General features: G+C 56.6%; 13 protein-coding genes. 2 read left to right on the forward strand and 11 right to left on the reverse strand.

All coding sequences use genetic code 11. The features are described from left to right. Positions 1 to 48 precede the first annotated feature (48 nt). The 5 genes from rpmE to rho form a co-directional block, all read right to left on the reverse strand. Positions 49 to 249, reverse strand: a complete 201-nt coding sequence (gene rpmE, locus GCWU000341_RS10035; protein WP_036600279.1) for a 50S ribosomal protein L31 — start codon at positions 247 to 249, stop codon at positions 49 to 51. A 133-nt stretch (positions 250 to 382) separates the two neighbouring features. After that, on the reverse strand, positions 383 to 1,246 hold the full coding sequence (locus GCWU000341_RS10040) for an RsiV family protein (protein ID WP_009215877.1): 864 nt from the start codon (positions 1,244 to 1,246) through the stop codon (positions 383 to 385). Further along, positions 1,243 to 1,803 (reverse strand): RNA polymerase sigma factor, encoded by a 561-nt coding sequence (locus GCWU000341_RS10045; protein WP_009215878.1) that lies wholly within the window; start codon positions 1,801 to 1,803, stop codon positions 1,243 to 1,245. Before GCWU000341_RS10045 ends, GCWU000341_RS10040 begins: the two co-directional genes overlap by 4 nt. Before the next feature lie 38 nt (positions 1,804 to 1,841). Further along, positions 1,842 to 2,285, reverse strand: coding sequence for a hypothetical protein (locus GCWU000341_RS10050; RefSeq protein WP_050761981.1), 444 nt, complete (start codon positions 2,283 to 2,285; stop codon positions 1,842 to 1,844). A 135-nt stretch (positions 2,286 to 2,420) separates the two neighbouring features. Next, complete coding sequence (gene rho / locus GCWU000341_RS12760) at positions 2,421 to 4,355, reverse strand: transcription termination factor Rho (RefSeq protein WP_009215880.1); 1,935 nt, start codon at positions 4,353 to 4,355, stop codon at positions 2,421 to 2,423. Between the two features lie 390 nt (positions 4,356 to 4,745). Here rho and GCWU000341_RS10065 point away from each other — a divergent pair, with 390 nt between their 5' ends. Then, the gene (locus GCWU000341_RS10065; protein WP_009215882.1) at positions 4,746 to 5,420 is read left to right on the forward strand and encodes a hypothetical protein; all 675 of its coding nucleotides are present in this window, start codon (positions 4,746 to 4,748) and stop codon (positions 5,418 to 5,420) included. Between the two features lie 24 nt (positions 5,421 to 5,444). Here GCWU000341_RS10065 and GCWU000341_RS10070 read toward each other — a convergent pair whose 3' ends face one another. The 6 genes from GCWU000341_RS10070 to GCWU000341_RS10095 form a co-directional block, all read right to left on the reverse strand. Continuing rightward, positions 5,445 to 6,071, reverse strand: coding sequence for a TetR family transcriptional regulator (locus GCWU000341_RS10070; protein WP_009215883.1), 627 nt, complete (start codon positions 6,069 to 6,071; stop codon positions 5,445 to 5,447). A 58-nt stretch (positions 6,072 to 6,129) separates the two neighbouring features. Then, positions 6,130 to 6,285 carry a hypothetical protein gene (locus tag GCWU000341_RS13630; RefSeq protein ID WP_155812781.1) on the reverse strand — a complete coding sequence of 52 codons (156 nt, stop codon included), beginning with the start codon at positions 6,283 to 6,285 and terminating at the stop codon, positions 6,130 to 6,132. Between the two features lie 91 nt (positions 6,286 to 6,376). Continuing rightward, entirely contained in the window at positions 6,377 to 6,883 is a 507-nt protein-coding gene (locus GCWU000341_RS12765) for a hypothetical protein (RefSeq protein WP_009215885.1), read from the reverse strand. 227 nt (positions 6,884 to 7,110) lie between these two features. Next, positions 7,111 to 8,394, reverse strand: coding sequence for a glycoside hydrolase family 10 protein (locus GCWU000341_RS10085; RefSeq protein ID WP_040654171.1), 1,284 nt, complete (start codon positions 8,392 to 8,394; stop codon positions 7,111 to 7,113). 254 nt (positions 8,395 to 8,648) lie between these two features. Beyond that, positions 8,649 to 10,154 (reverse strand): hypothetical protein, encoded by a 1,506-nt coding sequence (locus tag GCWU000341_RS10090; protein ID WP_155812783.1) that lies wholly within the window; start codon positions 10,152 to 10,154, stop codon positions 8,649 to 8,651. Between the two features lie 63 nt (positions 10,155 to 10,217). Then, on the reverse strand, positions 10,218 to 11,516 hold the full coding sequence (locus tag GCWU000341_RS10095; RefSeq protein ID WP_040654173.1) for a UDP-N-acetylglucosamine 1-carboxyvinyltransferase: 1,299 nt from the start codon (positions 11,514 to 11,516) through the stop codon (positions 10,218 to 10,220). 335 nt (positions 11,517 to 11,851) lie between these two features. On the opposite strand from GCWU000341_RS10095, the gene GCWU000341_RS10100 reads away from it, so the two are divergent. After that, the coding region (locus tag GCWU000341_RS10100; protein ID WP_009215889.1) for a helix-turn-helix domain-containing protein at positions 11,852 to 12,107 on the forward strand (256 nt) is incomplete at its 3' end.

Consider the following 12,107-nt stretch of genomic DNA (forward strand, 5'->3'; position numbering starts at 1 on the left):
GGGGAGCAGAGCCGAACAGGCTCTGCTCCCCCGCGAGATATCCCCTGGCTACTGGATACCGAACTTCTTATTGAACTTGTCGATACGTCCCTTTGCCGCCGCGGTCTTCTGCGCTCCGGTGTAGAACGAATGGCATTTGGAGCAGACCTCGACATGGATCTCCGGCTTCGTAGAGCCGGTCACAAAGCTGTTTCCGCAGTTGCAGGTGACGGTCGCCTGATAATAGCTGGGGTGAATTCCTTCCTTCATCTTCTCCTCTTTCCGCATGGTTTCCGACCATGCTCTTTCTCTCTCGGGACTTTCCCCGATCCCTCTATCCTCTCGTCCAGCATAAAGCTGTAACCCGGATACCGTACCATAAATTCAGCGGAATGGCAAGTTTCTATTTGGGAGAAAAGCCGCCGAGTCCCGAGGGCATCAGAAAGCGGCACTCCCCCATGTACATCGGTGCGATCTCCCCCTCCGGAAAGCTCAGAATCAGCTCTCCCTTCTCATTCAGATAAAAGGCCTGATCCTCCCGGATTCCCCGGAAATTGTTCTCCTGCATCTCCGGATCGTCGAGCCAGTATTTCTTCCCGGGATCCCTCTCCATCTCCTCCTGCATCTGTCGCCGGAGCTCCGCGTTGATCTCCGACTCATAATCCGTGCCGGGGAGGAAGAGGTCCTTCAGGGACAGAAGCTTCCCGTCACTCTTTCGGATGGTATAGTACCTGTTCTCCTCATAGCTGTCCGCCGCCGTGCTGAGCGCCGTGAGGCGGAGACAGTAAAAGCTATCATCATCGAGAAGGAGCTTCGAGGAAATCTCCAGGCTGGAATAGCCCTCCTCCTTCGCCTCCTCCTTAAATTCCGAGATCAGCCTGTCGCTGATCTCCGTAATCTTACGGTTTACCTCCTCCGCCGCCTCAGAATTGACCGAGGACGACGCTTCGAGCTTCGGGATACTCACCTCGGCGCTGTGCCCCTTCCCCTGAAAAGAGTATTTCCGGAAGGTCACAAGCTGAAAATAAGAGCCGATGAGCGGTATATTCTGAAGTGCGTAGGCCTGCTCCCCCCCGCTGTTTGGCAGGACGATGCTGAAGAGCAGTACACAGGCCGCCGCCGTAAGGATCCCCCGAAGCAAAGCGGATCCTCCGAAAAGCGCTGCCGGCCTTCTCCTGTCCGCTTCTCCCAGAGGCTCTCCGTCTGAATCCGCGATCATCCTCTCGTCGAGATTTGCGATCGCCTCCATCAGATCTATCCCTTTCATAAAAAACCCTCTTTCTCGAGGACCTCCCGGAGCGCCTTCCTCGTCCGGTGAAGGCTCACCTTCACCGCGCTCTCCCCGGCGTGGAAGCGCTCTGCAATCTCGGCGATACTCTCTGTGTAGAAGTAGCGCCGGATGAAATAGCGCCTCGCACTCGCGGACTCGCCCCGCAGAAAGTTCTCGATACACTCTGTCAGCGCCTCACGGTTCAGCTGCTCCGAGACATTGTCCCGGGAGAGGGAGACCATATCCGTGAGCTCGTCCAGGGCCGCCGTGAACTCTCCCGTTCCCCGCTTCTCCGCGCGCTGCTTCTTAAAGAGATTGATCGCGAGATTTTTCGTCACGCGGGCGAGCCAGGCCCGGAGAACCCGCGGACGCTCCGGCGGAATCGCGTTCCAGGCACGGAGCCAGGTATCATTCAGGCACTCCTCGATATCCTCCGAAGAGGACAGGACATTGGCGGCGGTTTTTCTGCAATACGCTCCGTAGCGCTCCTGACTTGCGAGGATCGCGGCTTCATCCCGCGAAAAATACAGCCTGATGATTTCTTCGTCTGACATTCGTGCCCTTCCCGCCTGCCCCGGCGAATTCCGGGGACTTACTTCTTTACTGCACTGACGGAATAGACCTTCCCCGTGAAGCTGTCCACCTCGGAGAGCGTCCCGGAATAGCTGACCTCGACCTCATCTCCCACCTTGACCTTGTCAAGCCCCGCCGGCGCTTCCTTCTCATCGAAGCTGAGCGCGTAGCTCTTGCCGTCCGCGGTATCGATCGTGATCATAAAGTCCTTCTTGTCGGAGAGCTTTCCCTTGAGCGTCTCCTTCTTTTCCGCCTTCTCTTCTCCTCCGGCCTCATCCTTCTTGGTATCGGCCTTTTCGCTCTCCGCCCCCTCGGAGACGGTGATCTCCTTGCTTTCCTTCTTCTCTTCCGTTGCTGCCGTCTCCGTCTCCGCCTTCACAGACTGAGAGGCTGTCTGCTGCCCGCAGGCAGAGAAAGCCAGAGCAGAAAGCAGTGCCGCCATTAAAACGATGCCTTTTTTCATAAAAACCTCCATTTCCGGGGCATGTCCCCGATCCCGTCCTTTGCCGTCTCAGCGGGCAGTCCCCGAAAAAGCACGGAGAAGTGCCTGCACCTTATAAGGGACAGGAAGCGCGGGGCGGAGGTTACAGGACAGGCCTCAGCGCTGATTGATTTTTATGACCTTCCGGGAGAGGATGGGCTTATTCTCGACCAGAGCCCGGCAGAGCTCCTCATTATTCTCTGTCCGCTCGAAAAGGCTCAAAACCTCCTCGACGGAGCCCTTCTTTTCCTCACTGGTCTGCTGGTGGATGATGTCGAGCGCCTTTCTCTCCAGCTCCGTGAGCAAAAGATCGTCTCTTCTCGTCCCGGACTTCAGGATATCGATCGCGGGGAAGATCCTCCGCTCCTGGAGCTCGCGGTTCAGAACCAGCTCCATATTTCCGGTCCCCTTGAATTCCTCATAGACCACATCGTCCATGCGGGAGCCGGTGTCCACGAGCGCGGTGGCGAGAATCGTGAGGCTTCCCCCCTCCCTCATATTTCTGGCCGCGCCGAAAAAGCTCTTTGGCATATGAAGCGCCGCGGGATCCAGTCCGCCGGACAGCGTCCTCCCGGACGGCGGCTCCAAAAGATTATAGGCCCGGGCGAGTCTTGTGATGGAATCGAGGAGAATCGTGACATCCTTCCCGCTCTCCACGAGGCGCCTGGCCCGCTCGATCGTCATCTCCGCGACCCTCTTATGATGCTCCGGGAGCTCATCAAAGGTGGAGTAGAGAACCTGCGCGTTCTCCCCGACGACCTCCTCCCTCATATCCGTGACCTCCTCGGGCCGCTCATCAATGAGAAGGATCATAAGATGCATATCCGGTTCATTCCGGAGGATGGCCTTTGCGACCTGCTTTAAAAGCGTCGTCTTCCCCGCCTTCGGAGGGGATACGATCATGCCTCTCTGCCCCTTCCCTATGGGGGCGAGGAGATCCAGGACGCGGAGGGAAAGCGAGCTCGGAATGCCCGCTGTCTCGAGGCGGATCCTCTCATTGGGGAAGATCGGGGTCATCCGGTCGAAGCTCTGCCTCCTCGCGGGGAGCTCACTGACCCGGATCCCGTTGACCTTCTTCAGGAAAATGAGAGCCCGGTAGCGGTCCTGCGGGCTTCTGAGCCTGGAGTCTCCCATCAGGAGATCCCCGGTCCGAAGATTGTAGCGGTGAATCATCTGCCCGCTGACATAGACATCATTCTCCCCGGACAGAAAATTATTGGAGCGGATGAAGCCGTAATTATTGTCCGGGACCAGCTCCAGTATGCCCTCCGCCGGTCTGGATTCCGCCCCGCGGATCGGAGGAAGCTCCGGGCCCCTCAGCTCCAGGTCCGGACGCGTCTCCCGCTCCGCCCTTCCCTCTGCGGCGGGCTCCCTCGCGGCAGCGAGAAGCTCCGTCAGGGCTTCCACCGCGGATTTCGTGTCCGTTCTCTCTATTTTTTCCATGCTCTCTGCGGAGAAGGAGCGAGGCGGGCGTCCATTCTCTCCGCTTTCTCCTCTTCTTCTCGCCGGAGCTCTCTCCCCCGTCCTGATTCCCGCGGGAGAACGCGGAATCCTCGGCCTCGGGAGCTCCTCCATCGGCGCGGCCACAACCTCTATGGCGTCCACAATGTCCCGAGGAGAAGCATCCTTCTCCCCGGCGCTATGGGTTCTGCGGGAGGAGGGGCTGCTCCTCTCCTCCGAAAGCGCCTCCTCCTTCGCCGCTCTCTCCTCAGAAGGCTTTTCCTCTTTTTTCACCGGGGCCAAAGCTTCCTCCTCGGAGGAGGGCGGCTTCTTCTCCTGCGTCTTCTCCTCCGTCTCCGGGGCCTTCTTCCGCGGACGGCCGCGCTTTGCGGGCTTCTTCTCCGTCTCCGCCGTCTCTTCGGGAAGGGACTCGGCCTCCGTCTCCGCCTTCTTCTTCGGCGGACGGCCGCGGCGCTTCTTCGGAGCCTCCGCCGTGCTCTCCTTCGCTGTCTCCGAGACGCTCTTTCTTCTTCCTCTTCGCTTCGGGCTCTCCGCCTCTTTCTCTGTCTCCGCCTCTTCCTCCAGGCGCTTCTTCTCCTCTTCTTCTGTCATATCGCATTCCTCCTTGCGCTGAGGGTTTCCTCCCTCTTTTTTCCGGCGACAAAAACCGGGGACTCCGGCGGAAAAGACAGCGCACAGTCCCGGCTCCTGTCTATAGTGACTAAGCCTTGGGGATTCATTTTCTCATTTTATGTTTTCACTGGGATCCGTCGGCCTCAAAGCGCCGACGTATTATAGAAAAGCCCCTGAAGGGCGGCCCATCCGCGCGCCTCCCAAAATGAAACCCGGGCGCCGATGAAAGACGTAAAGCATAGATATACCTCTTGAGTATAGCAAGGGAATGCTTGTAAGGCAAGGGAATTTTTGCTATACTAACAGGCTGAAAAAGCGGGATCCGCCCGCGTCTTCCTTGCGTTTTGCGCAGAAAGGTTTCTGAAATTTATGAAAGCAAAAAAAGAAAGCTCCGCCGGCCGTGTACCCATGCGCTATGATGCCTACGGCAGGCCGCTTCGCGAAAAGAAAAAGGGAAGGGGAAAAGCCGTCTTCCGCTTCTTTTTCTTCTTTCTCTTTCCCTATCTCATCATAAACGGCGCGATCCTCTATCTGGCCATCTCCCGGCCGACGGTATCGACCGATGACCCGGACACCTCGGACTATAAGAGCGCTTCGATCCGGATCCGCCTCCATTCCCTCCTCCCCATAAAGAATGTCAAGGCGACACTCGAGGGGGAGCCCGTAGAATTAAAGCAGGACGGAGAGGATTACATCGCGTCTCTCTCGGACAACGGGAATCTCAATATCCGCGCGGAATCCATAAACTGGATGTCGGACAGTGTCAATGTGCAGGTGAGCCTCCTGGACAGAACCGGCCCGGTGATCGACAAGGACTCCGTGGACATCGGATCCGGCTATGTGGAGTTTCAGGTCAGTGACACGCAGAGCGGCGTGAGCTTCGATTCCATCTACGGCGTGGACAGCGACGGGGACAATGTAAAGCCCATCGATGTCAATAAAGAGAGCGGCGTCGTGACCATGCCCATGAAGGCGGAGAGCATCACGGTATATCTGAGCGATCAGGCCGGAAATCAGAGCACCGGAAAATTCTCCTTAAGCTAGGAAGCTGCGCGGTGCGGATTCTATCTAAGACCGCCGCCCGAGCATTCTCCGAAGAAAGCGCCGGCAGATCGTATAGATGTCCGTCTCCGGGTGGGAGATGCCGACCCGGTCCATAGCGCGGCACTGCTTGCAGGTCGGATGGACATAGGGGTAGATCCCGTACATAAAGGGAAAGAAAGCATAGATAAAGTCCCGTATCTCCTCCTCCGAGAGGGGAGGCTTCGTCCGGCGCAGGCAGCGCCGTATCTCCTCCACTGCGGAGAGATACACCCTCTTATAGTCCTCGAGCCGCTCCTCTCTGCTGTGCTCCTCGATCTCATAGAGATTCATCGCCTGAATCCGAAGGAGCAGCTCCCGCTCCGAAAGACTCCGGGATATCCCCTCCGAGAGCTCCTCTCTGCTGAGCTCTTCTTCGCCGCAGATCCTGCGGAGGCCTTCCGTCCAGCTCTCGTACTCCCTTTGCAAAAGCGCGAGAAAGATCTCCTCCCTCGTCTCAAAATAATTGTAAATGCTGGGGCGGGAGAAGCTCGTCTCCTTGCTGATCTCCTTGATCGTCACTTCCTTAAAGGACCGCTCCCGGTACAGCCTCTCGCAGGCCCCGAGAATCTCTCCCCTCCGCTCCCGAATTCTCTCCTCCGATGCTCTCGCCATCCCGCGCACTCACTTCCCTCTTCCTGCTCCGCCTCATGCACCGCCCTGTCCCAGCCTGTCAAAAGCGGCGCTGAGAGAGCGCCGAAGGGCCCGGGAGCGCGGATTCTGTCCGCCCCTTCTCCCGCTGATGGACGCGGAGCAGAAGTCTCGCGCTCTGAACGATAAAGAAAAGCAGCAGCGCGATGAATAATAAGGCGATGATCTTTCGAAGCATTGCTCCCTCCTCCCCTCCGTCATAAAAAGAAGTACCGGGGCGGCCGTTTCGACAGCCGCTCCGGTACCTTCCCTGGATCATAATTCCGATGCTATTTTTTCAGATTCGGCTTCGCGATCTTGAGGCTCTCATCTTCTGTCTTGGTCTCCTCCTTCAGAAGATGCCCGATCCAGTGCTTCTGCCGCGTCTCGAAGCGATAGGACTTTCCGTCGATGATATGCTCTCCCACATACATGCGGCCCTGCTGTCCATCGGACTCCGGCTGCAGGTAGTAGGTCCCGGAATTATCTGTCAGCCAGCCGGTCTGCATCCATCCCTTCTCATCGAAATAATACCAGTCCCCTCTTCCCTTATAATCCAGGAAGCACCAGTTCGCCGCCCAGGTTCCGTTCGGATACTGATAGGCCCACTTTCCGTTGGAATACTTCCTCCACTCGCCCTTCCTCGGGGCCTCCGGGCCGTCGATATTATCATAGCCGGAGCCGCCGTTTACCGGATAGACAGAAAAGGCATCGCTGCTGCCGGCAAAAGCCGCCGCCGTCATCCCCATCGTCATTACCGCCGCAAGTGCACAAACAACAAGTCCCTTCTTGAACATCCTCTTTTCCTCCCAGTTTCCCTTCCATGGCAATTCTCTTTTAATGACAAAATCATATATTGGTTTTGTCTTAAAAATCGTTTAATTTTATCGCAATGATACCGTTCCGGGAAGAAAATGTCAAGTCCTTCTTTTCCGGGGGCAGTCTCTGCCCCTGATCCCGGGAGGATGCCGCAAAAAGGCGGCGCGGCCTTCTCCTCTCCCTTAGCTCCCGGTCCTTCCCCAGGCTATTCCGAAAAGACCTTCCGGAGATTCTGAAGCTCCGGCTGAGCGGCCGCATCGTCGAAATTCTGATAGTCGAAGATGCCAAAGCCCTGGACCTCCCCGCTCTCCCGCGCGGCCCTGACCTCTCTTGCGAGAATGTCCTGGAAGCGGAGCCACTCCGGCGTGCTGTTTCCGTCCCAGCTCTTCGTCCCCGCCTTATAGAGAGCCAGTCCCACCATGAGCTTGACCGGACTCTTCTTCTCCCTCTTCAGCTTTACCCAGCTCGCAAGGCACTCGGCATAGGCATGCTTCGCCGGCGTTCCCTTCCCGGTTTTCGCCTCAAAGCCGTGGTAGATCTGCGGCATGATATAGTCCACATAATCGGCGGAGGACATCCAGCGGTCGATATCCACAAAGTAGGCCTTCTCACTCCGGAGGCTGGAGAGAAGGGGGACCGGGCTCACGCCGAAGACCGCATCCTTCTTCACTTCATGCACCGTCCTGTGCACCGCGAGGACGAGCTTTGAGACATTGTCCCTCCTCCAGTCGGAGAGGGAGAGCGTGGAGCCGGAGCTCTCATAATCCGCCTTATCAAAGCTCTTCTCCGGATCGCTGTCATCGAGCGCGGGATAGAAGTAGTCGTCAAACTGAACGCCGTCGATATCGTAATTCGCGCAGAGCTCCCGGATCGCCCCCGTGAGATAATTCCGCACCTCCTCACTGGACGGATTCAGATAATACTCTCCCCCGTGAAGGAGGACATTTCTCTTTTTCGCCGGGTCCGCCGCCCATTTCTTCACGATCGAGCTCTCCGGGATGTCGGCCCATTTCACGAGATAGCCGCTCACCCGATAGGGATTGACCCAGGCGTGAAAGCGAAGGCCGTGCCGATGCGCGCTCTCGATCATATACGCGAGCGGATCGAAGGAAGGGCTCTTCTCCTTTGTCACCATAAAGCGGGAGGCCGGAAAGCTCTGGAGCTTCTGTCCGTAGCTGTCCGAATGGCTGTGGACATGGCAGAAAATCGCATTCATCCCCTCTGCCTGGATCTCCGTCATTACCCTGTCCGCCCGCTCCTTGAATTCCGCCTCCGACTTCGGCATCTCATTCCAGTCGAGGTAGGAAAACCATACGCCGCGAAGCTCCTTCTCCGAGGATGCCGAATCCGCGGCATAGGAGAAGAAGCCAAGAGCGGGCTCCAGAAAGACCATAAAAAAGATCAGAAAGAGGAAAAACAGCAGCACGCCCCCGAAGGCGCAGTTCTCAAAGCCCCGTCTCTCCCTCCGATCATCATCCTGTCTGACCATATTCCATCCTTTCCGCCTCATTCCGGGATAAGCCTCCCCGCAGGGCGCTCAGGAGAGCCCCGCAAAAAGAAGGCTCTGCGCCGAAGCCGAAGCCTCCGACATTCCCGTCCTCATGGGCTCCTCCCGCCTTCCGCGGATTGGAGCAAAGGTATTGGGATCATAATACTACAAGGCGGAAAGGAATACTTTAAACTTTTCCTGACACTTCGCTTTCGAAATCTGTCAGAGAGGAAAAATCAGACTGCCGTATCCCCTCAATTTTTCTTTGCATCCGACTTCTCCTGTATGGAGATGGATTTCAAAATCTCAAGCTCTGTCTCGTTGAGCGGTGAGAGCTCTGCCTCCGGAATGGAAAAGTCAACTTCCACGATGACTCCGTCGGCATAGGTGATGGCCGTCTTCCGAAGCATCGTATAGGCGGGCAGTGTGCTCTCATCCAGCTGGAGCAAAACGAGAAAGCCGCGGTCCCCGACGACCTGAACTCCTGCCTCCTCCTCCCGGATGAAGTGCCCCACCACAAAATTGGAGGCAAAGCTCTTTCGCTCCGGCTCTCTCCCGGCGGACACGGAGACCTCGATCCCGTATTCCGGATTATAGTCTATCGTATTCCTATGGAAGTGGTAGAGAGGACCCGTTTTCCCGGAGTTATAGATCTCCGGGATCTTCATGCTGACTTCCTTATCCTTTTCCTTATGGGACAGCGTGACGACGCCGCCCGAGAAGGAGGAGACATCCTCCAGGCTCTTTGGATCCACCTTCTTAAGATCCGAAAGATATCCATCCAGCAGAGAAACTATATCCGGATGATCCTTCAGCTTCCACTTCTTCTGATCCACATCAGGATCCAGCTTGATCTTCTCCATCCGCTCCGTATATCCCGGATTTTTGTCCGCCTTCACCGCCTTTTTATCCACGATGGAGAGGGAATCCAGGCGCACGGCGTCCGGCACCTCCACCGGCACCGTGTGCACGGATTTCACGATCTCCTCCATCCCCTCCTCCGTGAAGGGCTCACCCGTAAAGCCCTTGTACTGATCCGCGGTCAGCATATGCTCGAAGCAAAGCTCTACCAATCTGTTCTGCAAAAAGCTTTGAAAAATCACAAAGTCGTTCTCAACATCTTTTGAGCTGTCACCATCCTTGCTCCTGGAGATTTTTTTGTAGGAGACTCTGAGCCATTTCGTCCCATCCAGATCGATCAGTTTTTCCTGCAAATCTTCTGAGTCCTCCGGACCAAAATAAGTATCCTCCAAACTATAGAAGCGGTTCTTATAATTCCGGACGAATGGACTGCTGCCCTCCTCGGTCTTGAGCGTCACATTGGCATAGCGCCGCTCGTCGGATACCGTGACACAAGCCTGGATTTTCTCCGGATCGTCATAGATATAATATCCCTCCTTTGGAATATAGACCGCGATGGGACCCGCGCTTTTGAGGACCGCATTTTCATCCTTCAAAGAGGAGGTGTTCTCCTTTTTCTCATAATTCACCTTGCTGATCTCTTCCAGCGCGGAGAGGAGCTCGGGGGGCTGTTCCTCCTTCTTGCTTCCCTCTCCCTTTTTTGCTCCTTCCTCCTTTTTCTCACCCGCTGCCGCACCGGAAGGCGCCTCTGTGCTCTTTTCCGTGCTTTTTTCTGTGCTCTCTTTCTCCTTTCCCCGCTCCTCTCCCTTTTTCTGAGGAGAGCAAGCTGTCAAGGCCAAAAAAGAAAGCAGAACACAAAGCCCCGCTCTCCCGATTCTCTTCCCGTTTTTTACTCTCATACTGATTTCCTCTCCCTTTCCGAATCTCTTCTGCCATAGCCCCCGGGGAGAGTGCTCCATCCCCTAGCCCACTCTCATCCGGAATTTCTGCGCCTCTCTCTCGTCCTCCACAAGCTGGATCTCCGCGCCAAGAGCCTGGAGCTTTCGCTCAAAGTGCTCATAGCCCCTCTGGATATAGCCGATCTCTCGCACCGTGGTAATGCCCTCTGCACAGAGTCCCGCGATGACGAGAGCCGCCCCGGCCCGAAGATCCAGCGCATTGACCGAAGCCCCCGTATAGGACCGGATGCCGTCTATGATGGAGACATTCCCCTCCACCTTGATCGCTCCCCCCATCCTCGCGAGCTCATCGACATACTTAAAGCGGCTCTCAAAGATCGATTCCGTCACGACGGAAATCCCCCTCGCAAGGCCGAGTGTCACCGAGATCTGCGGCTGCATATCGGTGGGGAAGCCCGGGTAGGGCAGGGTCTTTACATCCGTCGGACGCTGTACGGCGCTTCCGATCACGCGGATGGATTCATCGTATTCCACGACCGTATTCCCCATCTCGACGAGCTTTGCGGAGATGGACTCCAGGTGCTTGGGGATGACATTTTTGATGAGGATATCCCCGCGGCTTGCCGCAGCGGCACACATGAAGGTCCCCGCCTCGATCTGATCCGGAATCACGGCATAGCTCGTACCGTGGAGCCGCTTTACCCCGCGGATGCGGATCGTGTCGGTCCCCGCCCCGCGGATATTCGCCCCCATACTGTTCAGGAAATTCGCGACATCCACGATATGCGGCTCCTTCGCGACATTTTCGATCGTCGTCTTCCTCTCCGAAAGCACAGCCGCCAGCATGATATTGATCGTCGCGCCGACCGATACGACATCCAGGTAAATGTGCGTACCCTTAAGGCCGTCCTTCGCCTCCGCGACGACGCAGCCGTTCTGAATCCGGATATCCGTGCCGAGCGCGCGAAAGCCCTTCAAATGCTGATCGATAGGGCGGGAACCGATCGCGCAGCCCCCCGGGAGCGGTACGACCGCGCTGTGATACTTCCCAAGCAGTGCCCCGATAAAGTAATAGGAGGCGCGGATCCTCCGGATAAACTCATCGTTGATGCTGAGCTCCCGGATCCCCGCCGCACAGATGGAAACCGTATGGCTCCCCGTGCGCTCCACCGCCGCCCCCAGCTCTCTCAGGACATCCAGCATAACATTGACATCGCGGACGTCCGGGAGATTCTCGATCACCACGGTATCATCTGTAAGGATTGCCGCCGCTATCAGGCCAAGGGCCGCGTTCTTTGCGCCCCCGATCACCACTTCTCCGCGGAGCGGATGTCCGCCCCTCATGATAAATTGCTGTTCCATCTCTCCCCTATGCCGGGCAAAAAACAAAGCGTTCCCGACGAACGCTGTCTCTCTGTCTCCCACTCTCCGCCCCCGGTATGGGGACGGAAATTCCCCTATTTCGCGCCTAATTATAATGCCTGCTCCCGCAATTTGCAAGACATAGCCTGGGCGGATGCGATTTCCGCGGCAGGTTTTGGCGCAGGTGTTAATTGCTATTCGAAGTTCCACCTGGAAATCTGAAAGGTGGAACTTAATTCTTCCGAAGAATGGGATGGAAGTTAATTCTTCTGAAAAAGTATTATAATGGAGGTCTTGGTCCACCACCTGTTGCTCCGACCAGAACAGGAGGATCCATGACTAAATATAAGCAGCTTACCCTTGATGATCGGCTCTTGATCGAGGCTGGTCTCAAGGAGGGGAATTCCTTCAAGGGCATCGGCGAGAGGATCGGTAAGGACTGCTCCACCGTCTCGAAAGAGGTCCGCTCTCACCTGGTATTTAAGAAAAGCGGAGCCTACGGCAGGCCGTTCAATGACTGCATCAACCGCAAGGGATGCCGGATTTCCAGCGTCTGCAAGGCATGTTCACCGGAAAAAGCGCGGGTTCGTT

Origin of the sequence: Oribacterium sp. oral taxon 078 str. F0262, assembly GCF_000160135.1 — a bacterium.
GTDB lineage: Bacteria > Bacillota > Clostridia > Lachnospirales > Lachnospiraceae > Oribacterium.